At 68.2% G+C, this 26,108-nt stretch carries 22 protein-coding genes, 1 other RNA gene and 2 pseudogenes; 7 read left to right on the top strand and 18 right to left on the bottom strand.

What is annotated here, in order from left to right; translation table 11 throughout:
* Nucleotides 1-571: pseudogene (secA, locus tag RT456_RS15040) on the bottom strand (preprotein translocase subunit SecA); the annotation flags it as partial.
* Between the two features lie 164 nt (nucleotides 572-735).
* The gene (locus RT456_RS15035) at nucleotides 736-1,686 is read right to left on the bottom strand and encodes a M23 family metallopeptidase (RefSeq protein WP_313347842.1); all 951 of its coding nucleotides are present in this window, start codon (nucleotides 1,684-1,686) and stop codon (nucleotides 736-738) included.
* A 12-nt stretch (nucleotides 1,687-1,698) separates the two neighbouring features.
* On the opposite strand from RT456_RS15035, the gene RT456_RS15030 reads away from it, so the two are divergent.
* Complete coding sequence (locus tag RT456_RS15030; protein ID WP_313347841.1) at nucleotides 1,699-2,139, top strand: DUF721 domain-containing protein; 441 nt, start codon at nucleotides 1,699-1,701, stop codon at nucleotides 2,137-2,139.
* A 373-nt stretch (nucleotides 2,140-2,512) separates the two neighbouring features.
* On the opposite strand, the gene lpxC is transcribed toward RT456_RS15030, so the two are convergent.
* The 15 genes and pseudogenes from lpxC to mraZ form a co-directional block, all read right to left on the bottom strand.
* Complete coding sequence (gene lpxC, locus RT456_RS15025; protein WP_313347840.1) at nucleotides 2,513-3,424, bottom strand: UDP-3-O-acyl-N-acetylglucosamine deacetylase; 912 nt, start codon at nucleotides 3,422-3,424, stop codon at nucleotides 2,513-2,515.
* A 220-nt stretch (nucleotides 3,425-3,644) separates the two neighbouring features.
* The gene (gene ftsZ / locus RT456_RS15020) at nucleotides 3,645-4,871 is read right to left on the bottom strand and encodes a cell division protein FtsZ (protein WP_313347839.1); all 1,227 of its coding nucleotides are present in this window, start codon (nucleotides 4,869-4,871) and stop codon (nucleotides 3,645-3,647) included.
* A gap of 240 nt (nucleotides 4,872-5,111) precedes the next feature.
* The gene (ftsA, locus tag RT456_RS15015; RefSeq protein WP_017355446.1) at nucleotides 5,112-6,347 is read right to left on the bottom strand and encodes a cell division protein FtsA; all 1,236 of its coding nucleotides are present in this window, start codon (nucleotides 6,345-6,347) and stop codon (nucleotides 5,112-5,114) included.
* Nucleotides 6,348-6,409: 62 nt separating this feature from the next.
* A pseudogene (locus tag RT456_RS15010) lies at nucleotides 6,410-7,087 on the bottom strand (cell division protein FtsQ/DivIB); the annotation flags it as partial.
* The gene (locus RT456_RS15005) at nucleotides 7,084-8,058 is read right to left on the bottom strand and encodes a D-alanine--D-alanine ligase (RefSeq protein WP_313347838.1); all 975 of its coding nucleotides are present in this window, start codon (nucleotides 8,056-8,058) and stop codon (nucleotides 7,084-7,086) included. The pseudogene RT456_RS15010 and the gene RT456_RS15005, both read right to left, overlap by 4 nt.
* Nucleotides 8,055-9,491 carry a UDP-N-acetylmuramate--L-alanine ligase gene (murC, locus tag RT456_RS15000; RefSeq protein WP_313347837.1) on the bottom strand — a complete coding sequence of 479 codons (1,437 nt, stop codon included), beginning with the start codon at nucleotides 9,489-9,491 and terminating at the stop codon, nucleotides 8,055-8,057. The genes RT456_RS15005 and murC overlap by 4 nt, the downstream gene beginning before the upstream one ends.
* Nucleotides 9,492-9,513: 22 nt before the next feature.
* Complete coding sequence (murG, locus tag RT456_RS14995) at nucleotides 9,514-10,605, bottom strand: undecaprenyldiphospho-muramoylpentapeptide beta-N-acetylglucosaminyltransferase (protein WP_313347836.1); 1,092 nt, start codon at nucleotides 10,603-10,605, stop codon at nucleotides 9,514-9,516.
* Nucleotides 10,602-11,918 carry a putative lipid II flippase FtsW gene (gene ftsW / locus RT456_RS14990; RefSeq protein WP_313347835.1) on the bottom strand — a complete coding sequence of 439 codons (1,317 nt, stop codon included), beginning with the start codon at nucleotides 11,916-11,918 and terminating at the stop codon, nucleotides 10,602-10,604. Before ftsW ends, murG begins: the two co-directional genes overlap by 4 nt.
* Nucleotides 11,918-13,003: a phospho-N-acetylmuramoyl-pentapeptide-transferase gene (gene mraY / locus RT456_RS14985; protein ID WP_128097511.1), complete on the bottom strand. Its 1,086-nt coding sequence runs from the start codon at nucleotides 13,001-13,003 to the stop codon at nucleotides 11,918-11,920. Before mraY ends, ftsW begins: the two co-directional genes overlap by 1 nt.
* Nucleotides 12,993-14,387 (bottom strand): UDP-N-acetylmuramoyl-tripeptide--D-alanyl-D-alanine ligase, encoded by a 1,395-nt coding sequence (murF, locus tag RT456_RS14980; protein ID WP_313347834.1) that lies wholly within the window; start codon nucleotides 14,385-14,387, stop codon nucleotides 12,993-12,995. Before murF ends, mraY begins: the two co-directional genes overlap by 11 nt.
* Nucleotides 14,384-15,865 (bottom strand): UDP-N-acetylmuramoyl-L-alanyl-D-glutamate--2,6-diaminopimelate ligase, encoded by a 1,482-nt coding sequence (locus tag RT456_RS14975; protein WP_313347833.1) that lies wholly within the window; start codon nucleotides 15,863-15,865, stop codon nucleotides 14,384-14,386. The genes murF and RT456_RS14975 overlap by 4 nt, the downstream gene beginning before the upstream one ends.
* Nucleotides 15,862-17,709 carry a penicillin-binding transpeptidase domain-containing protein gene (locus RT456_RS14970; protein WP_313347832.1) on the bottom strand — a complete coding sequence of 616 codons (1,848 nt, stop codon included), beginning with the start codon at nucleotides 17,707-17,709 and terminating at the stop codon, nucleotides 15,862-15,864. Before RT456_RS14970 ends, RT456_RS14975 begins: the two co-directional genes overlap by 4 nt.
* On the bottom strand, nucleotides 17,706-17,969 hold the full coding sequence (gene ftsL / locus RT456_RS14965) for a cell division protein FtsL (RefSeq protein WP_068849221.1): 264 nt from the start codon (nucleotides 17,967-17,969) through the stop codon (nucleotides 17,706-17,708). The genes RT456_RS14970 and ftsL overlap by 4 nt, the downstream gene beginning before the upstream one ends.
* Complete coding sequence (gene rsmH, locus RT456_RS14960) at nucleotides 17,966-18,934, bottom strand: 16S rRNA (cytosine(1402)-N(4))-methyltransferase RsmH (RefSeq protein WP_313347847.1); 969 nt, start codon at nucleotides 18,932-18,934, stop codon at nucleotides 17,966-17,968. The genes ftsL and rsmH overlap by 4 nt, the downstream gene beginning before the upstream one ends.
* Before the next feature lie 14 nt (nucleotides 18,935-18,948).
* Nucleotides 18,949-19,395, bottom strand: coding sequence for a division/cell wall cluster transcriptional repressor MraZ (mraZ, locus tag RT456_RS14955; protein ID WP_019182494.1), 447 nt, complete (start codon nucleotides 19,393-19,395; stop codon nucleotides 18,949-18,951).
* A gap of 325 nt (nucleotides 19,396-19,720) precedes the next feature.
* On the opposite strand from mraZ, the gene RT456_RS14950 reads away from it, so the two are divergent.
* Complete coding sequence (locus tag RT456_RS14950; protein ID WP_313347831.1) at nucleotides 19,721-20,530, top strand: NRDE family protein; 810 nt, start codon at nucleotides 19,721-19,723, stop codon at nucleotides 20,528-20,530.
* A 29-nt stretch (nucleotides 20,531-20,559) separates the two neighbouring features.
* Nucleotides 20,560-20,910, top strand: an RNA gene (gene rnpB / locus RT456_RS14945) — RNase P RNA component class A.
* A 273-nt stretch (nucleotides 20,911-21,183) separates the two neighbouring features.
* Here rnpB and rsmI read toward each other — a convergent pair.
* Complete coding sequence (gene rsmI / locus RT456_RS14940) at nucleotides 21,184-22,005, bottom strand: 16S rRNA (cytidine(1402)-2'-O)-methyltransferase (protein ID WP_313347830.1); 822 nt, start codon at nucleotides 22,003-22,005, stop codon at nucleotides 21,184-21,186.
* A 78-nt stretch (nucleotides 22,006-22,083) separates the two neighbouring features.
* Here rsmI and RT456_RS14935 point away from each other — a divergent pair, with 78 nt between their 5' ends.
* The 4 genes from RT456_RS14935 to RT456_RS14920 are packed head-to-tail and all read left to right on the top strand — an operon-like array spanning nucleotide 22,084 to nucleotide 26,106.
* Nucleotides 22,084-23,805 (top strand): penicillin-binding protein activator, encoded by a 1,722-nt coding sequence (locus tag RT456_RS14935; protein ID WP_313347829.1) that lies wholly within the window; start codon nucleotides 22,084-22,086, stop codon nucleotides 23,803-23,805.
* A 5-nt stretch (nucleotides 23,806-23,810) separates the two neighbouring features.
* Nucleotides 23,811-24,179 carry a YraN family protein gene (locus tag RT456_RS14930; RefSeq protein ID WP_313347828.1) on the top strand — a complete coding sequence of 123 codons (369 nt, stop codon included), beginning with the start codon at nucleotides 23,811-23,813 and terminating at the stop codon, nucleotides 24,177-24,179.
* The gene (locus tag RT456_RS14925) at nucleotides 24,179-24,721 is read left to right on the top strand and encodes a metal-dependent hydrolase (RefSeq protein WP_313347827.1); all 543 of its coding nucleotides are present in this window, start codon (nucleotides 24,179-24,181) and stop codon (nucleotides 24,719-24,721) included. Before RT456_RS14930 ends, RT456_RS14925 begins: the two co-directional genes overlap by 1 nt.
* The gene (locus RT456_RS14920; RefSeq protein WP_313347826.1) at nucleotides 24,718-26,106 is read left to right on the top strand and encodes an FAD-linked oxidase C-terminal domain-containing protein; all 1,389 of its coding nucleotides are present in this window, start codon (nucleotides 24,718-24,720) and stop codon (nucleotides 26,104-26,106) included. The genes RT456_RS14925 and RT456_RS14920 overlap by 4 nt, the downstream gene beginning before the upstream one ends.
* Nucleotides 26,107-26,108 lie beyond the last annotated feature (2 nt).

The raw sequence follows: 26,108 nt of genomic DNA, 5'->3' as shown, positions 1-26,108 counted from the left end.
TGTTGTCGCGCAGGTAGTCGAAACCGAATTCGTTGTTGGTGCCGTAGGTGATGTCGCTGCCATAGGCCTCGCGCTTGTCGCTGTGCGGCATGCCCGGGTACACCACGCCGACGCTCATGCCCAGCCAGTTGTACAGCTTGCCCATCTGCGCCGAGTCGCGGCGGGCCAGGTAGTCGTTCACGGTGACGACGTGGACGCCCTTGCCTTCCAGCGCGTTGAGGTAGACCGGCAGCGTGGCTACCAGGGTCTTGCCTTCACCGGTACGCATTTCGGCGATCTTGCCCAGGTGCAGGACCATGCCGCCGATCAGCTGGACGTCGTAGTGGCGCATGCCAAGCACGCGGCGGCTGGCCTCGCGGCAGACGGCGAAGGCTTCGGGCAGCACCTTGTCCAGGGCTTCACCGTCAGCGATGCGCTGCTTGAACTCCGGGGTCTTGGCCTTGAGCTGCTCGTCGGAGAGCGTTTCGATTTCCGGCTCCAACGCATTGATCTTGGCGACGATGCGGTTGAGCTGGCGCAGCTGGCGTTCGTTACGACTGCCGAAGACGCGGGTAAGCAGGCTGTTGATCATTGAAGGAACCGGTTGGAATGAGACGCCCCAACGGCGACGCTCCTTTGGGAGCCGCCCGCCGCAAACGAAACAGGGCGCACTGCGCCCTGTCTATGGCAACACCCATTGTAGCTTGGGACGGGGCCGCTTGGTTTCAAGCGCCCCCGATCCGCCAGATCACGGCCTCAGCCGCGGGAAACCCGCCCGACCGGGGTATTGCCGCCGTCGCCCAGGAACTTGCGCGGGTTGACCACCTGGCCGCGTTCCCAGACCTCGAAGTGCACGTGGGCACCGGTGGAACGGCCCGTGGAACCTGCTTTGGCCACTTCCTGGCCGGCCCGGACCAGGTCGCCCGGCTTCACCACCAGGCGCGAATTGTGCGCGTAGCGGGTGACATAGCCGTTGCCATGGTCCACATCGACCACGTTGCCGTAGCCGCCCTTCACGCCGGCGAAGCTGACCACGCCGTCGGCCACGGACATGACCGGGTCGCCGACCTTGGCGTGGAAGTCCATGCCCTTGTGGGTGGCCGCACCGCGACCGAACGGATCGCTGCGGGTACCGAAGTTGGAGGTGATGTAGGTGTTGCGGATCGGCATGCGACCCGGCACCGCGTTCTGCTCCAGCTGGTGGTCGAACATCAGCGATTCCATCACCGACAACTGCCTGCCTGAAGCAGCGAAACGCTGCTCCAGCACCTGTAAGTCGGCGTTGACCGCGCTGGCGGGGATGTCCTGGGTGGGACCGGGCTCGCCTTCACCGAGGCCGGGGGTCTCGTTGAAGTCGAATTCGCCGTCTTCCAGCTTGCCCATCTGGGTCAGTCGTTCGCCCAGTGCGTTCAGGCGGGTGGCCTGCGCCTGCAGCTCGCCCATGCGGGCGGCGAGCGCGTTGACCTGGGTCTGGGCGTCTTTGCGGGCCTGCGCCAGATCGCGTTCCTGCTGGGCGACCTTGGCGTGGAGCCGGGAATCATTGAACATGCTGCCACCCAGACCGGCACCGAAGCCGATCAGGCAGCCCAGCCCGAGTACGCTGCCCAGCAGGGCGCGGGGCCTGTCCTCGAAGTAGAAACGCAAACGCGTCAGCGGCGTCTTGGCCTTTCCTTCACGCGTTTTGATTACGATCTTTTTGAATGCCATCAGTGAGTTTTCATGTCTGAGCCGAAATCCAGTACTCGTCCTGCGTCAACGCCGAAGCCGGCGCTGGATGCAGTCATGGGTGACAAAGCCGGCAATCCGCTGCGTCGCGCCCTGTGGCTCGATGCGCTGGACCGTCAGTTGCGCCCCCATTTGCCGCCCACCCTGGCCACCCGTTGCCGGCTGGCGAATGTGAACGGCGAGCACCTCGTTTTTGTCGTCGAATCTCCTGTCTGGCACGCCAAAGTCCGGCTTGCCGAGGCTCAGTTGATCGACGCGGCCCGGTCCATCGGGCTGAAGGTCACCAAGGTGACCGTCAAAACTGCGTCTGCCCCTCCTCCACGCTCCCCAGCGATCGATAACAGGAATGGCCCCCACGCAGTTTCAGCCGCCACGCACAAAGGGCTACGCGACGCGTTGGCCTGTCTAAAGGACGTGGATTCCTCCAAATCCTGAAGGCATCGGGGCATCCCGCCCCTTCCCCGCCGTCGTCACGATCATGTGAATCTGGCAGGGAGCCGGCGAGCATCGTAGCTGCCACTGGCCGCCCAGTCGTTATTCTTTTATTAAAAAAACGTTAAATCGCGTTCAAAACTGGATCGGGTTCACAAATCCGTGACGCAGGTACGTAGACGGTTCACTGACGTCAAGATCACGCGGCGTTAACGACAAAAACGCGAAACGGCGCCGCAGCGCCGTGGATATTTTAATTAAATCAACAACTTACCCCGTAGAGCCACGCCCTGCGTGGCTGGACGCGATGTACGGGCAGCTCACCCCTGCGCGGCTGGGCGCGGTCACGGGCAGCTCAGCCACGCAGGGCGTGGCGCTACGCGTAGGCCGGGACGCCGTAGACCACGGGTGCGGGCACCGCCGCCGCCTCGTAACTCACCCATTCCCACGCGGTGGCGTCGGCCATCAGGGCGCGGACCAGCTTGTTGTTGAGCGCGTGGCCGGACTTGAAGCCCTCGTACGCGCCCAGCACCTGGCCACCGGCCAGGTACAGATCGCCGATTGCATCGAGGATCTTGTGGCGCACGAACTCATCGGCGTAGCGCAGCCCGTCGTCGTTGAGCACGCGGAACTCGTCCAGCACGATGGCGTTGTCCATCGAACCGCCCAGGCCCAGGTTGCGCTCGCGCATGTACTCCAGGTCGCGCATGAAGCCGAACGTGCGCGCGCGGGAGATTTCCCTGGTGTAGGCCGCCGTGGAGAACTCGATCTCGGCGCGCGACTGCTTGGCCGGGATCATCGGGTGGTTGAACTGGATGGTGAAACCGAGCTTGTAGCCCTCATAGGGCTCGAAGCGGGCGACCTTGTCGCCTTCGGTGACTTCCACCGTCTTCAGAATGCGGATGAAGCGCTTGGGCGCGTCCTGTTCGGCGATACCCGCCGACTGCAGCAGGAACACGAACGGGCCCGAGGAACCGTCCATGATCGGCAGCTCGGCCGAGGACAGCTCCACGATGATGTTGTCCACACCCAGGCCGGCCAATGCCGACATCAGGTGTTCGACGGTCTGGATCTTGGCGTCGTTGCAGGTCAGTCCGGTGCACAGGGTGACTTCGGTGACCAGGTCGGCCCGTGCCGGCACTTCCACCACGGGATCCAGGTCCACGCGACGGAACACGATCCCGTGGTTGACCGGTGCCGGGCGCAGGGTCATGTAGACCTTGTCGCCGCTGTGCAGGCCAACGCCGGTGGCGCGGATCGTGTTCTTGAGAGTGCGTTGGGGGATCATGGGGGCAACCGGGAAGCGCGCGGTCAGCGCGGCAATGACAAACAAGAATAACACGCACTACCACTGTCCCTTTCGTGAACCGGGGACGGGGCAGCTCCGCCAGCGGGTCACGACCCGAAGGTCCTGACGCCGACACGGCGAACTGCCGGGCCTATCCTGGCCCGGCAGCAAGGGACATGGAGGCGCTCACCGGGGAGGACAAGGCCCCGGCTGGCTGACCTCAGTCCGCCTGGCGGCGCAGGAACGCCGGGATGTCCAGGTAATCGTTGGGCAGTTCCGCCGACGCCGGGCCGGAGGCCGACGGGGACGAGGCTGCCACGGTGTCGGCGCTCGGACGACGCAGGCCCAGGCCCATGCCACCGACCGCCTTGGACACCGCGTCGCCGCCGTTGTCGAAGTCGCCGAATTCCGGCTGGCCGGTGGTGGCGTTGCGGACCAGCTTGATCGGCGCGCGCTCGCCCGGACGCTGGGTCTTGGCTGCCACTGCACGGTTCAGGCCGGTGGCCACCACGGTCACGCGGACTTCGTCCTGCATGTCCGGATCCAGCACGGTACCGACCACCACGGTGGCGTCTTCGGACGCGAAGCCATCGATGGTGCGGCCGATCTCGTCGAACTCGGCCATGGTGAAGTCGGCGCCGGCGGTGATGTTGACCAGGATGCCGTTGGCACCGGCCAGGTTCACATCGTCCAGCAGCGGGTTCTGGATGGCAGCTTCGGCGGCGGCCTGGGCGCGGTCATCGCCACGGGCGGTGCCGGTGCCCATCATCGCCAGGCCCATTTCGGACATCACGGTGCGCACGTCGGCGAAGTCGACGTTGATCAGGCCCGGACGCACGATCAGGTCGGCGATGCCCTGCACGGCGCCCTGGAGGACGTCGTTGGCGGCACGGAAGGCCTGGATCATGGTGGCGTTGCGGCCCAGCACGGTGATCAGCTTTTCGTTCGGGATGGTGATCAGCGAGTCGCAGTGCTGGCTCAGCTCTTCGATGCCCTTCAGCGCAACCTGCATGCGGCGACGGCCTTCGAACGGGAACGGCTTGGTGACCACGGCGACGGTCAGGATGCCCATCTCCTTGGCCAGCTGTGCCACCACCGGCGCGGCGCCGGTACCGGTGCCGCCGCCCATGCCGGCGGTGATGAACACCATGTCCGCGCCCTGCAGGGCGTCCATGATTCGCTCGCGGTCTTCCAGTGCGGCCTGGCGGCCCACTTCCGGGTTCGCGCCTGCGCCCAGGCCCTTGGTGACGTTGGTACCCAGCTGCAGCTGCAGCTTGGCACCGCAATTCTTGATGGCCTGCGAGTCGGTGTTGGCCGTGATGAATTCCACGCCGTCCACGCTGGTGCTGACCATGTGCGCCACGGCGTTGCCGCCGCCGCCGCCCACGCCGATCACCTTGATCACCGCATTGGGTGCCATCTTTTCAATCAGTTCGAAATGCGCCATGTCCGTGTCCTCGTTGTATCCGCTTATGGGTGGCATGGGCGTCCAGGCGTCCTGCCTTCGCGCTGCATGTTGCCGTTGCGGCTGTGTGGGTTGTGTGTTGCTCTTTGCTGCGCCGGCGGGGGCCGGTTTTGTTGCATCCGGCATTTGCCGGTTTTTTTGTCAGCCGACTAACAGTCGGCTCTACCGTTTTTTTTTAGCCGACTAAAAGTCGGCTCTACCAGTCGGCTCTACTGCCTTCTTTTAAAATTCGCCGCGGAACCAGGTCTTGAGTTTCTTGAACATGCTGCCCGCGCGGCCGGTGGGCAGCGACGGACGGCGGGGGTGTTCGATCTGGCTGCCCATCAGCAGCAGGCCTACGCCAGTGGCGTGGACCGGATTGCCGACGACTTCACCCAGACCGGTGACGTGCTGCGGAATGCCCACGCGTACCGGCATCTGCAGCATTTCTTCGGCCAGCTCGACCACGCCCTCCATCTTCGAGGCACCGCCGGTGAGCACCATGCCGGCGCGCACCAGTTCCTCGAAGCCGGAGCGGCGCAGTTCGGCCTGCACCATCTCGAAGATTTCCTCGTAACGGCCCTGCACCGCCTGCGCGAGTGCATGACGCGGCATGCGGCGCGGCGGACGATCGCCGACGCTGGGCACCTGGATGCTTTCCTCGGCGGTGGCCAGCTGGGCCAGGGCGCAGGCGTAGCGCACCTTGATCTGCTCGGCTTCCGGGGTCGGCGTGCGCAGCATGTGCGCGATGTCGTTGGTGACGTGGTCGCCGGCGATCGGCAACGACGCGGTGTGGCAGATCGCGCCCTGCACGAACACGGCCAGGTCGGTGGTGCCGGCGCCCATGTCGACCAGCACCACGCCCAGCTCGCGTTCGTCGGCAGTCAGCACGGCCACCGAGGAGGCCAGCGAGGACAGCACCAGATCGTCCACCTGCAGGCCGCAGCGCTGCACGCACTTGCTGATGTTGGCCGCCGCCGACTGCGCGCACACCACCAGGTGCGCGTGCACCTCCAGGCGCACGCCGGTCATGCCGACAGGATTGCGGATGCCTTCCTGCGAGTCGTCCAGCACGTATTCACGCGGGATGGCGTGCAGGATCTTCTGGTCGGCCGGGATCGCCACCGCCTTGGCGGCGTCAAGAACGCGGTCCAGGTCGCCCCAGGTCACCTCGCCATCGCGGATCGGCACGATCCCCGGCGAGTTCTTGCACTGCACGTGGTTGCCGGAAATGGAGGCGTACACCGAGCGGATCTCGCAGCCGGCCATCAGCTCGGCCTCCTCGACCGCACGCTGGATCGACTGCACGGTCGATTCGATGTCCACCACCACGCCGCGCTTGAGACCGCGCGATTCGTGCGAGCCGATGCCGATGACCTCGATGGGGTTGCCCGGCGAATACTCGCCGACCAGCGCCACCACCTTGGAGGTGCCGATGTCCAGCCCGACGATCAGCGATTTGTCACCCTTGCGATTCATGTCCTGTCCTGCGTCCTGTGCGCCACATTGGCCGGCGCGGCCGCGGCCGGGGTACCCCAGCTCAGCGTGAAACCATTGGTATATCGGAGGTCGGCGCGTTCGATCGGCACCTGCTGGTTGGCCAGCTGCGGCAGCACGCGCACGAAGCGCTGCAGCCGCGAACGCGCGTCATCGCGGCCCACCACCACTTCGGTGCCGTTGCTCAACAGCAGCGACCAGCTGCCACGGGCGTCCATGCGGACCCGGGTCACATCGACCCCGGCCGGGGCGAACAGCGCGCGCGCATCGTTGTACAGCGCCACCACTTCGGCGGTCTGGCTGTCCGGGCCTTCGAGGTCCGGAAGCGCCAGGTCCTGCAGCTTCTGCGGGGTGGCGAACAGCTTGCCCTGCTCGGAGAGCAGGCGATCCTTGCCCCAGCGTGCAAACGGCTTGTGCTCGACCAGGGTGATTTCCAGCACATCGGGCCACTGCTTGCGGACCTGAGCGCTTTCCACCCACGGCAGGGTTTCGATGGCGTCCTGCGCGTCCTGCAGCTTCACCGCGAAGAAGCCGGACTTCGCATACGGCAGCACCACCGTCTGCAGTTGCTCGGCCGGCACGCGCTTGAACTCACCGTGCACGCGCAGCTTGGCCAACGGCCACCGTTCGGCACCGACCCAGCCGTTGAGCACCGCCACCACGGGCAGCGCTACCAGCGACAGGGCCAGCAACCAGACGAAGATGCGCAGCACCGCGTTCATGCGTGATGGCGCTCCTGCGGCAGGGCCAGGGTCTGTTCCAGCACACGCCACACCAGCTCCTCGAAGCCGATGCCGGCCTGCTGGGCCGACTTGGGCACCAGCGAGTGGCTGGTCATGCCCGGTGCCGTGTTGACCTCCAACAGATGGAAGCGGCCGCTGGCGCGGTCGCGCATCACGTCCACGCGGCCCCAGCCACGGCAGCCGGCGGCGCGGAACGCGGCCAGTGCGATACGGCGGATTTCAACCTCGTCCTCGCCGTCCAGTCCGGGGCACAGGTACTGCGTGTCCTCGGCGATGTACTTGGCGTTGTAGTCGTACCACTGGCCCTTGGGCACGATGCGGATCGACGGCAGCGCCTGGTCGCCCAGGATCGCCACGGTCAGCTCGTCGCCAACCACCATCTGCTCCATCAGCAGCTGGCCGTCGTAGCGTGCGGCCAGCGCCACCGCCTCATCCAGGCCGGCGTCGTCGGTGACCCGGCTGATGCCGACGCTGGACCCTTCATTCGCAGGCTTCACCACCACCGGCAGGCCGAGTTCGGCCGCCAGCGCGTGGACGGTGGCACTGTCCACCTTCCGATACTGCGGGGTGGGCAGGCCCAGCGACAACCACACCTGCTTGGTGCGGATCTTGTCCATGCTCAACGCCGAGCCCAGTACGTCCGAGCCGGTGTACGGCACCCCAAAGGCTTCCATCAGCCCCTGCACGATGCCGTCCTCACCACCCCCGTTGTGGCCGTGCAGGATGTTGAAGACGCGGTCGAAGCGCTTTTCCACCAGCGCCCGGGCCAGCGCCGGGATGCCGTCCACCGCGATCGCATCCACCCCGCGCGCACGCAGGGCCTCGATCACGTTGCGGCCGGAATCCAGCGAGACCTCGCGTTCGCTGGAGGTGCCACCCAGCAGCACGGCGACGCGGCCGAACAGGGCCGGGTCGGTCACGCGCAGCGGCGGGAAGTTGATCGTATTCATGCCGCGGGGGCCTCCTTGAAGCCGTCGGTCGCCAGGTGCTGGGCGACATAGCCGATGTCGCCGGCACCCATCAGCAGCAACAGGTCGCCGTCCTGCAGCACGTCGGGCAGCACGTGCGACAGCTCGGCGGCCTGGCCCACCACCACCGGCTCGCTGCGGCCGCGCGCACGGATGGCGCGCGCCAGCGAGCGCGCGTCGGCGCCGGGGATCGGCGCTTCGCCGGCCGGATAGACCTCGCACAGCACCAACGCATCCACTTCGGACAGCACGGCGGCGAACGCATCGAACTGGTCGCGCGTGCGGCTGTAACGGTGCGGCTGGAACGCCACCACCAGGCGCTGGTCCGGCCAGCCGCCACGGGCGGCGGCGAACACCGCCGCCAGTTCGCGCGGGTGGTGGCCGTAGTCGTCGATCAGACGGACGTTGGCACCGGTGCCGGTGGTGACGATGCCCAGGTCATTGAAGCGACGGCCGATGCCGGCAAAGCTTTCCAATGCACGTGCAATGGCATCCGGGGCTACGCCCAGCTGCCAGCCCACCGCGGCGGCGGCCAGCGCATTGAGCACGTTGTGCGCGCCCGGCAGGGCCAGGGTCACCGGGTAGCTGCTGCCTTCGGGCAGGCGCAGGGTGAAGTGCATGCGCGGACCGTCCTGGATCACGTCTTCGGCGCGCACGTCCGCGTTGCTGCTCATGCCATAGCTCATGACATGGCGCGGCGTCTGCGCGGCCAGCGCGGCCACTTCCGGGTCATCGATGCACAGCACCGCCAGCCCGTAGAACGGCAGGCGCTGCAGGAATTCGGCGAACGCGGCCTGCACGCGGGAGAAGTCGTTGCCGTAGTTCTCCAGGTGGTCCGCATCGATATTGGTGATCACCGAGACCAGCGGGTTCAGGCGCAGGAAGCTGCCATCGCTTTCATCCGCTTCGGCCACCAGCCACTGGCCACTGCCCAGCTTGGCGTTGGCGCCGGCCGCCAGCAGCTGGCCACCGATGACGAAGGTCGGGTCCAGCCCGCCTTCGCTCAGCACGGCGGCGGTAAGGCTGGTGGTGGTGGTCTTGCCATGCGTGCCGGCCACGGCGATACCGCGGCGGAAGCGCATCAGCTCGGCCAGCATGGCCGCGCGCGGCATGATCGGAATGCGCTGGCTGCGCGCTTCCATCAGCTCGGGGTTGTCATCGCGGATCGCGCTGGAGACCACGACGCAGTCGGTGCCGAGCACGTTGGCGGCGGAATGGCCCCGCATCACGCGCGCGCCCAGCCCGGCCAGGCGACGGGTGGCGACGTTGTCGGCGTTGTCCGAGCCGGACACTTCATAGCCCAGCGTCAGCATCACTTCGGCAATGCCGCTCATGCCGGTGCCACCGATGCCGACGAAGTGCACGCGCGGGAACGCGCGGACCAGGTCGTTGGTGTCGTGCAGACGGCGGATCATGCGCGGCCTCGCGTAACGGTGTTCATTTGGATTCCTCGAGAATGATGTCGGCGATGCGCTCGGCGGCATCGACCTTGGCCAGGGCACGCGCGGCGGTTGCCATCTGCATGCGCCGGGCGGAATGTTCGGACAGATCGCGCAGCACGCCCTGCAACTGCGTGGCCAGCGTTTCATCCTGCTTCAGCAGCACGGCCGCGCCGCGCTCGACCAGATACTCCGCGTTGCGGGTCTGGTGATCGTCGACGGCCGCTGCGAACGGCACCAGCACGCTGCCCACGCCGACCGCACACAGCTCGGCCAGGGTGGACGCGCCGGATCGGCACACCACCAGATCGGCCCAGGCGAAGGCCTCGGCCATGTCGGCGATGAACGGCTCGACCTGCGCGGTGACGCCTGCGTCCTGGTAGGCCTTCAGCGCTTCGGCGTGCAGCTTTTCCCCGCTCTGGTGGCGCACCTCGATGGCCACGCCAGCACCCAGTGCAGCCAGTGCCTGCGGCACGGCCGTGTTCAATGCACGCGCGCCCTGGCTGCCGCCCAGCACCAGCAGGCGCAGCGGACCCTGGCGGTCGGCCAGGCGCTGTTCGGGCGCGGCGACGGCTGCGATCTCGGCACGCACCGGATTGCCGACGGCCTCTTCGCGCTGCACGAAGCTGCCCGGGAAGCCGGTCAACACGCGGCGCGCGAAACGCGACAGCACGCGGTTGGTCAGGCCCGGCGCCCGGTTCTGTTCGTGCACCAGCAGCGGCAGGCCATGCAGGCGCGCGGCAAGGCCGCCGGGACCGGAGGCGAAACCACCGAAGGCGATGACCGCACGCGGGTTTCGGTCGCGGATCAGGAAACCGGCCGCACGCACCGCGCGCAGCAGTCGGCCCGGCGCGGTCAGCAGCGCCAGTTTGCCCTTGCCGCGCAGGCCACTGATGGCCAGCGTGTCGATGTGGATGTCATGCTGGGGCACCAGCCGGGTTTCCATGCCGCCCTCGCTGCCCAGCCAAGTCACCGGGATGCCGCGCGCACGCAGCACCCGGGCCACGGCAAGGCCGGGGAAGATGTGACCACCGGTACCGCCGGCCATGATCATCACCGGGCGATCAGACGTGTTCAGCGCGCCGCTCATCCCATCCTCCCCAGCGTCGGTTCGATCCGCTGCTGCATGCGGCTGGTGCCACGCGGGGCACTGTCGCGCTGCGCGGATGGACGCGGCGCGGTGTCCGACATGGCGGCGGCGCTGGTCGCGTGGGTGGCATCCGACGCCGGCTCGTCAGGCTCGGCCGCGCCCATGCGCACCGCCTGGCGGCGCTCGGCGCGATCCAGCTCATACGACACGCGCAGCAGCAGGCCCATGGCCACGCAGGTCATCAGGACGCTCGAGCCGCCGGCCGAAATCAGCGGCAGGGTCAGGCCCTTGGTCGGCAGGATGCCCAGGTTCACGCCAATGGAGACGAAGCTCTGCATGCTCACCCACAGGCCGATGCCGAAGGCGATGTAGCCGGAGAAGTGGCGCTTCATTTCCACGCAGCGCATGCCGATCCAGAACGCGCGCCCGGCCAGCAGCGCATACAGCCCCACGATCAGGCAGGTACCGAGGAAGCCGAGCTCCTCGGCGGTGACCGAAAAGATGAAGTCGGTGTGCGCCTCGGGCAGGTAATAGAGCTTCTGCACCGAGTTGCCGAGGCCGACACCGGTCCATTCGCCGCGACCCACCGCCATCAGCGCGTTCGACAGCTGGTAGCCGTCGCCCTGCTGGTCGGCCCACGGGTCCCAGAACGAGGTGATGCGGCGCATGCGGTACGGCTCGATGATCGCCAGGGCGCTCATGGCCACCAGGCCGAACACGATCGGCATGGACATGCGCGGCAGGTTCACTCCGCCCAGCACCAGCATGCCTGCGGTGATGGCCAGCAGCAGGGTCGAGGAACCGAAGTCGGGCTGCAGCAACAGCAGCACCACCAGCGCACCGGCCACGCCCAGCGGCTTGAGCATCGCCGGCCAGGTCGCATTGACCTCGTCGCGGAAGCGCACCAGGTAGCTCGACAGCCACACGATGTAGAGCACCTTGACCGCTTCGACCGTCTGGAACTTGGAGAAGCCCAGGTTGATCCAGCGCCGGGCGCCATTGACGCTGCTGCCCAGGCCGGGAATGAACACCACCACCAGCAGCGCGAAGCAGCCCAGCAGCAGGACCTGGTTGTACTGCTCGATGCTCTTGAGCTCGGTGCGCATGGCAACGGCGGCCAGGGCGATACCGACCGCCAGGAAGATCAGGTGGCGGTTGAGGTAGTAGAACGGGCTGCTCATCAACGCGATCGAGCTCGACGCGACCATCACCACACCCAGCCCGGTGAGCGCGATGATCGCGCCCAGCAGCCACGTATCGAAGCGGCCTCCGATGGCTTCAAGGCGGGTTGCCTGGCGCGACAGGTCATTCATCAGCGGACCTTCAACGTGGCCAGGCCGATCAGCACCAGCACCACCGAGATGATCCAGAAGCGCACGATCACGCGCGGTTCGGGCCAGCCCTTCAGTTCGAAGTGGTGATGGATCGGCGCCATCTTGAACACGCGCTTGCCGGTCAGCTTGAACGAGGCGACCTGGATCATCACCGACAGCGTCTCAATCACGAACACGCCGCCCATGATCACCAGCACCAGTTCCTGGCGGGTGATCACCGCGATGGTGCCCAGCACCGCACCCAGCGCCAGCGCGCCGATATCGCCCATGAAGACCATGGCCGGATAGGTGTTGAACCACAGGAAGCCGAGCCCCGCACCGGCAATGGCCGCGCAGATGATCACCAGTTCGCCCGCGCCGGGAATCTGCGGAATCTGCAGGTAGTTGGAGAACACCACGTTGCCCGACGCATAGGCGAACACGCCCAGCGCACAGGCGACCAGCACGGTAGGCATGATCGCCAGCCCGTCCAGGCCGTCGGTCAGGTTGACCGCGTTGGAGAAGCCGACGATCCAGAAATAGGCGATGGCCACGAAGCTGATGCCGGCCAGCGGCAGCGCCACCGACTTGAACATCGGGATATAGAAGGTCAGCGCCGCCGGCACATCGGCCGTGTAGAACAGGAACAGACCCGCGGCCAGGCCGAAGATCGACTGCAGCAGGTACTTCCAGCGCGACTTCAGGCCGTTCGGGTCGCGGCGCACGATCTTGATCCAGTCGTCGTACCAGCCGATGGCGCCGAAGCACAGCATCACCGCCAGCACCACCCACACGTAGCGGTTGCGCAGGTCGGCCCACAGCAGCACCGACAGGGTGATGGTGAGCAGGATCAGCGAGCCGCCCATGGTCGGCGTGCCGGCCTTGGAGAAGTGGGTCTGCGGACCGTCCTTGCGGATCGGCTGGCCACCCTTGAACTGGGCCAGCTTGCGGATCATCGCCGGGCCCAGCCACAGCGACAGGAACAGCGCGGTAAGCGCGGCCAGGATGCCGCGCAGAGTCAGATAGCCGAACAGCCCGAACAGGCTCTCCAACTGCTGCAACCATCGGGCCAGTTCAAGCAACATTGGGGGTTTCCTCTCCTCGCGCCAGCAGCGCTTTTACGATCTTGTCCATGGCGCTGCCGCGCGAGCCCTTGACCAGGCAGCGCACGCCAGCATGCAGTTCCTCGGCGAGCGCGGCGGCCAGTGCGTCGTGGCTGTGGAAGTGGCGGCCACCCTCGCCGAAGGCCTGCGATGCCGCCGCGCTGAGCGTGCCCAGCGTGTACAGCCGCTTCAGGCCGGCCTCGCGTGCCCGGCGCCCGGCATGGGCGTGCAGCGCCTCGCCGTCCGGACCGAGTTCGCGCATGTCGCCCAGCACCAGCCAGCCGTCATCCTTCGATGCGGCCAGCGCATCGATGGCGGCGGCAAGCGAACCGGGGTTGGCGTTGTAGCTGTCGTCGATGAGCAGGGCGCCGTTGGGCAGCCGGTGCGCGATCTGGCGGCCGGGCACGGGTTCGGCACGTGCCAGGCCGGCGGCGATGGCATCCAGGCCGATACCGGCCGCCAGCGCCAGCGAGGCGGCGGCCAGTGCGTTGCTGATGTTGTGCCGGCCCGGCAGTGCCAGCTGGATGGCCACCGTGCCGCCGGGCGTCACCAGCGTGAACCGGCTGCCGTCGGCCGTTGGCTGGATCGCCTGGGCGGTCACGTCGGCGCTGTGGTCCAAGCCATAACGGAGCAGCCGGCTGCGCGGCGGCTGGCCGACGATGTCCTGCTCGAACCAGATGCCGAAGGCATCATCGGCATTGATCACCGCCACGCCGTCGGCCGGCAGCGCGGCGTAGATGGCACCCTTGGTGCTGGCCACGCCCTGCAGGCTGCCCATGCGCTCCAGGTGCGCCGGGGCGATGTTGTTGACCAGCGCGTACTGCGGGCGCGCGATGTCGGTCAGGTAGGCGATGTCGCCCGGCTTGCCCGCGCCCATCTCGTAGATGGCGAAGTCGGCGTCTTCCGGCGCATCGATCACCGCCAGCGGCAGCCCGATTTCGTTGTTGCGGTTGCCCGGGTTGGCGTACACGACCGTCTGCTGCTCGCGCGCCACCTGCTCCAGGATCGCCAGCAGCAGGCTCTTGACGCTGGTCTTGCCGTTGCTGCCGGTGATGGCGAACACCTGGGCGGCGCGGTCGCGCTGCATGCCGGCGGCAATGCGGCCCAACGCGTGCTCGCTGTCGGCCACCACGATCTGCGGCACCGCCACGTCGAGCAGGCGTTCGACCAGCATCGCGCTGGCCCCACGGACCACCGCATCGGCGGCGAAGTCATGGCCGTCGAACCGCTCGCCGCGCAGCGCCACGTACAGGCTGCCAGCCGCGAGGGTGCGGGTATCGTTGCTGATGGCATCGATGGCGGTGTCTTCGCCATGGATCTCGCCACCGGCCCAATGTGCGATCAGCGACAGCGGGGTGCGCTTCACGGTGCCACCTCCGCGTGCCGGGCCAACACGCGTGCGGCCACCTCGGTATCGTTGAAGGCGTGCTGCACGCCGTTGATCTCCTGATAGGGCTCATGGCCCTTGCCGGCAATCAGCACGATGTCGCCCGCGCCAGCCTGGCCGATCGCGGTGGCAATCGCCGCCGCCCGGTCGCGCTGCACGGTGACGCTGGCCGGGTGGGTCACGCCGGCCAGGATGTCGGCAACGATCGCGTCGCCGTCTTCGCCACGCGGGTTGTCGTCGGTGACGATCACCACGTTGGCCAGGCGCTCGGCAATGGCCGCCATCTGCGGGCGCTTGCCGGTATCGCGTTCGCCGCCGCAGCCGAATACGCAGACCAGGCGCCCGGCGAGATGCCCCTGCAGGCTGGTCAGCGCCTGTTCCAGCGCATCGGGCGTGTGTGCGTAATCAATGACCACGGTCGGCTGGCCCGCGTCGCCGCCGAGACGATTCATGCGCCCGGCGATCGGCTGCAGCTGCGACAGCAGCGCGGCGATCGCGGCAGGCGCGTGGTCGAGGGCGAGCAGCGTGCCGGCCACGCCCAGCAGGTTGTCCACGTTGAAGCGGCCCAGCAGCGGCGACTGCACCGGGTGGCGCACGCCGTCGACCACGAGGTCGAAGGCGAAGCCGCGCCCGTCCAGGCGCAGCGAGTCGGCCTGCAGCGTCGCCTTCTGCGCACCGCGCGAGCTGACGCCGATCTGGCGGACGCCGGGTGCCACGGTGCGCAGCAGCTCGCTGCCGAAACTGTCGTCCAGGTTCACTACCGCCGCCTTGAGACCGTCGCGGTGGAACAGCTTGGCCTTGGCCGCGCCGTACTGCGCCATGTCGCCGTGGTAGTCGAGATGGTCGCGGGTGAGGTTGGTGAACACCGCCACGTCGTAGTGCACGGCGTCCACGCGGCCCTGGTCGAGCGCGTGCGAGCTGACTTCCATCGCCACCGCCTGCGCGCCCTGGTCGCGCAGCTGCGCCAGCACCTCGTGCATCTGCAGCACCAGCGGCGTGGTGAAGCCGGTCGGCACCACGTGTCCGTACAGGCCGACGCCGAGCGTGCCGATGCTGCCACTGCGCGTGCCCAGCAGGTGCCAGGCCTGGGCCAGCAGCTGCACGGTGGAGGTCTTGCCGTTGGTGCCGGTCACGCCGACCATCGTCATCGCGCGCGAGGGATGCCCATGGAACTGATCGGCCATCGCGCCCATGCGCGTGCGCAGCCCGGGCACCGCGATGGCGTCGGCCGGGGCCGGCAGCTCGGCCGGGGCCGGCGGGTCGAACAGGATGGCACCCGCGCCGGCGGCACGGGCCTGGTCAACGAAGCCCAGGCCATGCGCGCCGAAGCCGGCGATCGCCACGAAGGCGTTGCCGGGGCGCACGGCACGGCTGTCCAGCACCAGGCCGGTGATGGACGGGTCGTGGCCCAGGGCCACATCGGGAAGCAACTGCGAAAGCAACATCGTCTGGCTCATTGCGTGCCTCCCTGCGCGGGCGGCACCGTGGCGTGCGCGCTGGGCAGCGCGGCATCGAATTCGGCGGCGGCGTCCGGGGCGACGACCGCATCGGCCGGCGGCGGGGTCGGCAGCGATGTGGCGGCATGCCCCATCTTTCCGGACTGCTGGGCGGCCAGCCAGGAATCGATGTCGTCCGGCGGCACATCCATCAGGCGCAGCGCGCCTTCCATGACGTTGTGGAATACCGGCGCAGAGACCAGGCCACCGTAGTACTTGCCTGCCTGCGGGTCGTTGATGACGATCACCGTGGCAAAGCGCGGATTGCTGGCCGGCACCACGCCGGCGAACAGCGCGTTGTAGTGGCCGCGCTCGTAGCCACCCGGGCCGGCCTTGCGTGCCGTGCCGGTCTTGCCGGCCACGTGGTAGCCCAGCACCGCCGCCTGCTTGGCGCCGCCCTGGGTGACCACCGTTTCCATCATGGCCACCACTTCCCGCGCGACCTTCTCGTCGATGATCTGGCGGCCCTCGTTGCGCTGGCCCTTGACGAAGGTCGGGGCGATCAGCTTGCCGCCGTTGCCGAGCGCCGCGTACGCGGTGGCGATCTGCAGCGGGCTGACATTCAAGCCGTAGCCATAGGACATGGTGGACTTGGACGGACCACTCCAGCGCGCCGGGCGCGGAAATACGCCCGCCGATTCCCCGGGGAATCCGCTGTGCGGGGCCACGCCGTAACCGAAGCTGTGGACGTGGTCGTAGAACACCTGGTCCGGCATCTTCGCGGCGATCTTGGCCGCGCCGATGTTCGAACTGCGCGTGATCACGCCGGTGACGTTGAGCACGCCGTTGTTCCGCGGCACGTCCTTGATCGTGTAGCGGCCCAGCGCCATGTAACCCGGGTTGGTATCGACGATGGTGTCCTTGGTCACCGCGCCGGACTGCAGGGCCGAGGCGATGGTCAGCGGCTTCATGGTCGAGCCCGGCTCGACCAGATCGGTCACCGCGCGGTTGCGTCGGCTGTCCGGCGCAGCACCGCCCACCGCGTTGGGGTTGTAGGTCGGCAGGTTGACCATGGCGAGGATCTCGCCGGTGGCCACGTCCATGATCACCATCGAACCGCCCGCAGCCTTGTTCTCGATCAGCGCGTTGCGCAGTTCCTTGAACGCCAGGAACTGGATGCGGCGGTCGATGCTGAGGGTCAGGTCCTTGCCCGGCTCGGCCGCGCGCAGCAGGTCGCTCTCGACCGTGTCGCCCTTGCGGTTGCGGATCACGCGCTTGGCGCCGGCCTTGCCGCGCAGCCATTCGTCGAAGGCCAGCTCCAGCCCTTCCTGGCCGCGGTCGTCGATGTTGGTGAAGCCGAGCACGTGCGCCATCGCCTCACCCTGCGGGTAGAAGCGGCGGAACTCGCGCTGCGAGGCCACGCCCGGAATCTTCAGCGCCACCACCCGCTCCGCCTCGTCCGGATTGATCCGGCGGCGCAGGTACATGAATTCCTTGTCGGCCTTCTGGCTCAGCTTGGAGGTCAGCTCGTCCACCGGCATGCCCAGCGCGGCGGCCAGCTCCGGGATGCGGTCTTCCGAACGCATCAGTTCCTGCGGGTTGACCCAGATCGAGGCGACCGGGGTGGACACCGCGACCGGCTCGCCGTTGCGGTCGGTGATCATGCCGCGCGAGGTGTTGATCGGCAGTTCGCGCAGGTAGCGCGCCTCGCCCTGGCGCTGGTAGAAATCGCTGTTGACCAGCTGCACGTAAGCGGCACGGCCGACCAGCGACACCGAGCACAGCCCAAGCGCCAGGCCCACCCACTTCAGGCGCTGGCGAAGGTTGAAGCTGTTGCGGGTGCGGTTGCGACCGGACTTGTTCATGGCCGTACCACCACCACGTCCGCCGCTTCGGGGAATTTCATGCCCAGCCGCTCGCGCGCCACGCGGTCCACGCGGGTGGCTTCGGCCAGGGTCGCCTGCTCCAGCTGCAGGCGGCCGAATTCGATGTTCAGTTCATCGCGGGCGCGCTCGACGCGCGACAGTTCGACGAAGGTCTGGCGGTGCCGGTGGCGCATGAACACCACACCGATCGCCGAGGCGATGGTGCAGGCCAGCAGCACGACCAGCAGCAGGCGGCTCATCCGGCCACCGCACGCTTTTCGGCCACGCGCAGCACGGCGCTGCGCGAGCGGGGATTGACGGCCAGCTCGTCGTCGTCGGCCTTGATGGCGCCGCCCACCAGGTCCAGCGTCGGCACGAACGCGGCCAGTTCGGGCAGCCGGCGGTTGGTCGGCGGGGCCTTGGCGTGGCGGTTCATGAACTGCTTGACGATGCGGTCTTCCAGCGAGTGGAAGCTGATCACCGCCAGCCGGCCACCGGGCTTGAGCCGCGCCATGGCCGCGTCCAGGCCGGCTTCAAGGTCGGCCAGCTCGCGGTTGATATGGATGCGGATGGCCTGGAAGCTGCGGGTGGCCGGGTGGATCTTGTCCTTGCCCCGCGGCATCACCGAGGCAATCAGCTCGGCCAGTTCGGCGGTGCGGGTGAACGGCAGTTTGTCGCGGCGCGCGATGATCGCCCGGGCGATGCGACGCCCCTGGCGCTCCTCGCCGTAGGTCCACAGCACATCCATGAGCTCGCGCTCTTCAACCCGATTGAGCCACTGCGCCGCGCTTTCGCCGCTGTCCGGGTCCATGCGCATGTCCAGCGGGCCGTCCTTACCGAAGCTGAAACCGCGCTCGGCCACGTCCAGCTGGGGCGAGGACACGCCCAGGTCGAACAGCACCCCGTCCAAGCCCCCGGCGGTTTCGCTCCAGTGCAGCAGGTCGGCGAAGCTGCCGCGGAAGATGGAGACGCGCGGATCCGGCGCGAAATCGCGCTCCGCCACCGCAATGGCCTCCGGATCCTTGTCCATGACCAGCAGCCGGCCTCCAGGACCGAGTTGCTCGAGCACGCCACGGGCGTGACCGCCACGACCAAACGTGCCATCGAGATACGTTCCGTTTTCGATCACCTTCAGGCCGTCCAGGACCTGCGTGTACAGAACCGGCAGGTGGCCCGCCGGCGACTGCGACACCGGAAGGTGACCGGCCTGCGCGCCACCGCGCATCCGGGCACCCCGGCTCACAACTTCAGGTCGAGCAACCCATCGCCGAGATCCTCGTCAGACAACGTCTGCTGGATCAACGCGCGATGAGCCTGCTCGCTCCACAATTCGAATTTGTCGCCCATGCCGAGCAACACCGCCTTCTTTTCAATGCCAACGGCACCACGGTGGCTGGCCGGAATACTGATGCGGCCGTTGCCATCCAGCTCCAGATGCGCGGCCGAACCGACCAGCTTCTGTTGCAGCAGGCGCACGACGCGCTGTGTGTTGGGTTTGGACATGACGTCGTCGCGGACCCGTTCCCACTCCTGCTCGGCGTACAGCCAGAGGCAGCCAGACTCGAAGGGGTTGTAGGTCAGGACCAGACGGTTGTTGCTCACACGCGCGACGAGGTCGCGATGCGCGGTGGGAACCGCCATGCGTCCTTTATCGTCAACCGTGATGGCCGTCTCGCCTTGAAACACGACGCGTGCACCTTATCCTTCGCCCGGTGAAACATTGAACCACGAAAAACCACAAAAAACCCGGTTTCCCCTCTGTTGCCCACCTTAGCAGTGCCGATTGGGTTGTCAACAACTTTGCAAGCCGGAAATCACCTTGGACATCAAGGGCTTGCAGCAATGTTTAGAGACTTGTTCAAGGCTTATCCACAAGTTGCTGTTTCGTCTCATTTTTTGAGATTGGGGCGAAGTTCAGGCCTGTGCACACCGCGTGAAAAATGGCGGCGCATTCATCGGCCGTGCCGTCGCAACCGGCCCGTTCGTGCGCAGAACCGGCACAATGCGACTCATGTGTCTGCTCGCTCTGGCCTGGAAGGCCCATCCCCGCTGGCAGTTGCTGATGGTCGGCAACCGCGATGAGTTCCACGCCCGCCCGACCGCGCCGCTGGCCGCCTGGGCGGCGCCGGACCACGGCCTGCTGGCCGGGCGCGACCTGCGCTCGGGCGGCACCTGGGCCGGCGTGGGGGCGAACGGCCGGATGGCGGTGGTCACCAACGTCCGCGACCCGACGGCGCGACAGAGCGGCCCTTCGCGGGGGGCGCTGGTGGCCGACTACCTCCGATCGGCGACGCCTGCCGAGGCTTTCGTGGATATCCTGGCCGAGGACGCGCCTGCCTTCGCGCCGTTCAACCTGCTGTTGGCGGATCGCGACAGCTGCCAGTTCCTCGGCAACCACCCGCTGCTGCGCCAGCGCCTCACGCCGGGCATCCACGGAATGTCGAACGGTCCCCTGGATGCGCCGTGGCCCAAGACGCTGGCGTTGAATGCCGCCCTGCAGGCCTGGGTGGATGCGGGGCGCGAAGATCTGGCACCACTGTGGGCCGCGCTGGCCGACGAGCGCCGTGCCGATGACGCCACCCTGCCCGACACCGGAATCGGCCTGGAGCGCGAGCGCTGGCTGTCGGCGGCCTTCATCCGCAGCCCGGACTATGGAACGCGCGCGAGCACGATCATCGCGCTGGACGCCGACGGCCAAGGCTTCATCCATGAGCGTCGCTTTGGCCCGGAAGGCGGCTGCATCGGGGATACCCGGCTGGCGGTGGGTGCGCCCACCCTGCCGACACAGGCAGCAGCCGGATCCCCGCTACCGCCCCGGTGACGCGGCGGATGTGCGAAAATGCGCGTGGCGGAGTCGGCCAGACAGTCGCGTCATCCCTTGCGGATGCCGAGGAAAGTCCGGGCTCCATAGGGCAAGGTGCCAGGTAATGCCTGGGCGGCGCGAGCCGACGGAAAGTGCAACAGAAAGATACCGCCTACGTTCCCTTCGGGGAGCCGGTAAGGGTGAAATGGTGCGGTAAGAGCGCACCGCGAGTCTGGCAACAGACCGGCACGGCAAACCCCACCTGGAGCAAGACCAAATAGGGTCCTAATGACGTGGCCCGCGTCGGGACCGGGTAGGTTGCTTGAGCGCTGTGGTGACGCAGCGCCTAGAGGAATGACTGTCCACGACAAAACCCGGCTTATCGGCCGGCTCCGCCCTTCCTTTTGCATGCTGCAAAAGGAGCCCCAGGGTTTGCTGCGCAAACCTTGGGCCCCGGGCGTTACCAGCACCCAATTCCCCGCGCCTGTCGGCGCGCCCCCTTTACTAAAGGGGGCTGTTCCTCCAGGCACGCAACGTCAATCGTATAGGGCCACGCCCTGCGTGGCTGGCGGATGCATTTGGGTCACCCCACGGTAGAGCCACGCCCTGCGTGGCTGGCGGATGCATTCGGACACCCACGGTAGAGCCACGCCCTGCGTGGCTGCGCGGGCTCAACCGCCGTACAGCGATTTTCTCGGGGCGCCGGTCAGCTCGGCCGCCAGCTTGGCGGCGGTGGACGGCGGGAGGTGTTCGCTGAGCTTGGCGTACATCCGGCGGCCGGCGGCCAGCTGCGCCTGCTCGTCGTCGGCGGCGCCCTGCACCATCACCACGAACTCGCCCTTGCGCTGGTTGTCGTCCGCTTCTACCTGCCGCAGCAGGCTGGCCAGGTCGCCATCAAGCACGGTCTCGAACAGCTTGGTCAGTTCGCGCGCCAGCACCGCCGGCCGCTCCGGGCCGAATGCGGCGACCATGTCGGCCAGGGACTCCGCAATGCGATGTGAGGATTCGTAGAACACCAGCGTGCGGGTTTCCCCCGCCAAGCCCTGCAGGCGCTCGCGCCGGCCCGAGCCCTTCGCCGGCAGGAAGCCTTCAAAGGTGAAGCGGTCGCTGGGCAGGCCGGCCACGCTCAACGCGGCGATCGCCGCGCATGCGCCCGGCACCGGGCTGACCCGGATCCCGGCTTCGCGCGCGGCCCGTACCAGCCGGTAGCCCGGGTCGCTGACCAGCGGCGTGCCGGCGTCGCTCACCAGCGCCAGCGATTCACCGGCCTTCAGCCGCGCCACGATGCGTTCGGCCAGCGCCTCTTCGTTGTGGTCATGCAGCGCCACCAGTGGCTGCTGGATGCCGAAGTGCTGCAGCAGCTGGCCGCTGCGGCGGGTGTCCTCGGCGCAGATCGCGGCCACCGAGCGCAGCACGTCCTGCGCCCGCGGCGTCAGGTCGGCCAGGTTGCCGATCGGGGTGGCAACGACATACAGCGTGGGGACAGCACTCATCGCAACGGCACTCGTGGGTCAAGGGTAGAATCGTACCGTGTACCAGAGGCTACCGGCCCCCATCGAATGGACCTGATCATGAACAAGCCCGCCGCACGGATCTCCGCCCTGTCGTTGTCGCTGCTGCTGCTCGCCGGCTGCGCCACGACCAGCCTGACCAGCGCACCGGATTCCCCGGCGCAGAGCCAGGCGCTGGCGCTGATCGACCAGGGCAAACCGCGCGACGCTGCCGTGCAGCTCGAAGCGCTGGCCAACACCCTGCGCGGCAATGCGCGCGGCGCCGCGCTGGCCGATGCGGCCTTCGCCTGGCACGAAGCAGGCGACAACGCCCGCGCGCGCAGCCTGCTCGCCCAGGTCACGCCGCGCCAGCTCACCGGCGCCAGCCTGCAGCGCTACCACCTGACCAGCGCCGAGCTGGCCCTGGCCGACAAGCAGCCGGCGCAGGCCCTGGCGTTCCTGAAGGAATCCTCCGACACCGTGGCCGCCCCGCTGCGTACGCGCTGGCAGCTGGCCCGCGCCAACGCATTGCAGGCCAGCGGTGACGCCATCGGCGCAGCCACCGAGCGTGCCCGCGCGCATGCGTCGCTGACCGGGCCGGCGCGCGCCGAGAACCAGCAGGCCATCGCCGGCCTGCTCGGCACGCTCGATGACGCGACGCTGCGCACGCGCGCCGCCGCGCTGCCGGCCAACGAGCCGCTGTACAACTTCGCAGGCCGCGCCCTCATCGCGCGCGGCCTGCCACTGCCGCGCCCGTTCGACCGCGACGGCGTGGCCCAGTTCGATACGAGCAAGCGCCCGCCGGCCATGAGCGATGGCTACCGCCCGCCGGTGAAGATGGCCGTGCTGCTGCCGCTCAGCGGCCGCCTTGCCACCGCCGCGCAGCCGGTGCGCGACGGCCTGCTCAGCGGCTACTACGGCGAGAACCGTCGTCGTCCCGACATCCAGTTCATCGATACCGCCGGCACCGCCGCCGGTGCGGTGGCCGCCTATGACAAGGCCGTTGGCGCCGGTGCGGACTTCATCGTCGGGCCGCTGGGCCGCGACGAGGTGGATGCGGTGTTCGGCCGCACCGAGCTGCCGGTGCCGGTGCTTGCACTGAACCGCGGCAAGAGCAGCCCGCCCGCAGGCAGCGCCGGTTTCTCGCTGGCGCCGGAAGACGACGGCATCATCGCCGCCGAATTCCTGCGCAGCCGCGAGCGCACCAAGGTGCTGGTGATCCACAGCAATGACGAGAACGGCCGTCGTACCGCGGCCGCCTTCCGCGAACGCTTCACCCAGCGCGGCGGCCAGGTACTGGCCACCGTCGGTGTGGGCGAGACGGTGGGCGACATCGGCGCGCAGGTCCGCGCGGCCGGTGCGGTGGACGGCGTGCTGCTGGCGGTGAAGGCGCCGCAGGCACGTGCGCTGGCCCCACAGCTGGCGCTGGCGGGTGCCGGTGGTGCAACGCGCGTCGGCACCTCGCAGCTCACGCTGGGCACCGGCAAGGCCGAGGAAGACGTGGCGCTGGACGGCATCGTGTATCCGAATGAAGCCTGGAACGTGCGGGGCGTGGCGGGCCTGCCGTCGGCCGCGACCGCCGGCCAGCTCCTGCCCACCGCGCGCGGCGCGGCCGGTCGCCTGTTCGCGTTCGGGTTCGACGCCTGGAAGATCAGCGCCTACCTGGACAAGGTCGCCACCGAAGGCGGCCTGGCCGGTGCCACCGGCACCCTGTTCCTGGACAGCAACGGCAACGTGCTGCGGGTACCGGCCTGGTCGACCTTCAGTGGCGGCCGTCCGATGCCGATCGCCAGCAGCAACTGAGTGCCGTGCCCACCGAACGGGCACAGCGCGGCGCGGCGGTGGAAACCGCCGCACTGGCGCACCTGCGCACGGCCGGGCTGAGTCCGCTCGCACGGAACGTGCGTTACAAGGGCGGTGAACTGGACCTGGTGATGCGCGACGGCGACACCGTCGTATTCGTCGAAGTGCGCTACCGGGCCGATGCCCGCTTCGGCGGTGGTGCGGCCTCGGTCGACCTGCGCAAGCGGCGCAAGCTGGTGCTGGCCGCGCGGCTCTTCCTGCAGGCGCATCCCGCCTTGGCGCAGCAGCCGTGTCGCTTCGATGTGGTCGAAGGGAGTGGCGAGCCGCTGCACTTGAACTGGCTGCGTGACGCGTTTCGTCTGGAGGAGTGTTGATGCCCAGTATTTTCACCCATGCCGCCATTCCGCTGGCGCTGTGGTGCGCGTCCGACCGCGGGCGCATCTCCGGCCCACTGCTGGGTGCCGGCGTGGTCGCGGCGATGCTGCCCGATGCCGATGTGCTGGCGTTCGCACTGCACATTCCCTACGCCGACAGCTTCGGCCATCGCGGCGCCAGCCATTCCATCCTGTTCGCAGCCGTGCTCGCCCTGCTGGCTGCACCGCTGCATACGCGCCTGCGTGCCAGCGCGGTACAGGCCGCCGCGTTCGTCGGGCTCTCCGCGCTGTCGCACCCGCTGCTGGATGCAATGACCTCCGGCGGCCTCGGCGTCGCGCTGTGGTGGCCGTGGAGCGGCGAGCGCCTGTTCGGGCCTTGGCGCCCCATTCGCGTCTCGCCCTTTGCCGGCCAGTTCTTCAGCGCGCGCGGTCTGGCCACCGTCGTCTCTGAACTGCGTTGGGTGTGGCTGCCGCTGGCCGCCGCCGTGATCGGCTGGCGGCTGATCCAACGTGCGCCCACGCAACCCCGGACCCCTGCATGACCCCCACTGCCCTTCCCGCCGCGTTCGCCGCCACCCTGCATGCGTTGCTGGGCGACGACGGCTGGCGCACCGACGACGCCGCGCTGGCCGCGCACGCACAGGACAACTCCTGGCGGCATGCGCTGCCGGACGGCGTGGCACTGCCGCGCGACCGCGACCAGGTGGTGCAGATCGTGCGCGCCTGCCGCGCCCACGGCGTACCGGTGGTCGCCCGCGGTGCCGGCACCGGCACGACCGGCGCGGCGGTACCGGTGAACGGCAGCATCGTGCTTTCATTCGCCCGCATGAACCGCATCGTCGAGATCCAGGCCGGCAACCGCTGCGCGGTGGTCGAGCCGGGCGTGCTCAATGGCGACCTGCAGCAGGCACTGATGCCGCACGGGCTGTTCTGGGCACCGGACCCGTCCAGCGCGGACATCTGCAGCATCGGCGGCAACCTGGCCTGCAATGCCGGCGGCCCGCGCGCGGTGAAGTACGGCACCAGCCGCGACAACGTGCTCGGCCTGGTGGCGGTCACCGGCGCCGGCGAGCTGATCCAGTGCGGCGGCGCGTACACCAAGGACGCCACCGGCTACGACCTGACCCATCTGCTGGTGGGCAGCGAAGGCACCCTTGCGCTGATCGTGGAAGCCACGCTCAAGCTCACGCCCCTGCCGGTGGCCCAGGCCGGGTTGCGCGTGCTGTACCGCGACGCGAACGCCGCCGCCGCCGCGGTGTCGCGCCTGATGGCGCAGCCGGTGGTGCCCACGCGCCTGGAATTCATGGACGCGCGCAGCCTGGAGCTGCTGCGCCGCAATGGCGCCGACGTGCCCGAGGCCGGCGCGATGCTGCTGGTCGAGGCAGACGGCGACCACGACACCCTGCCCTACCTGCTGCAGGCACTGGCCAACGCCGCCGAAGGCGATGGCCTGCTCGCGCTGGACGTGGCCATGGAGGGCAGCGCCCGCGAGAAACTGTGGGCCGCGCGCAAAGCGCTGTCGCCGGCGCTGCGCAGCATCGCGCCGGGCAAGATCAATGAAGACGTGGTGGTGCCGGTGTCGCGCATCCCCGACCTGGTGGCCGGCGTGCAGGCGTTGGCGCAGGAGCACGCGCTGACCATCGTCACCTTCGGTCATGCCGGCAACGGCAACCTGCACGTCAACATCCTGTACCACCCCGACGATGCGGATGAGAATGCGCGCGCACATACCGCGCTGCCGAAGATCTTCGCGTTGACCCTCGCACTGGGCGGCACACTGTCGGGCGAACACGGCATTGGGCTGGCCAAGCGCGACTTCATGGCCCAGGCGTTCACGCCGGCCACGTTGGCGGCGATGCGTGCCATCAAGCACGCGCTGGATCCGGACGGCATCCTCAACCCGGGCAAGGTGTTGCCACCGGTGTGACC

Source organism: Stenotrophomonas sp. (genome assembly GCF_032099025.1).
Taxonomy (GTDB): Bacteria; Pseudomonadota; Gammaproteobacteria; order Xanthomonadales; family Xanthomonadaceae; genus Stenotrophomonas.
Note: the sequence above shows the minus strand (reverse complement) of the source record. Positions and strands in the feature narration are given on the sequence as shown.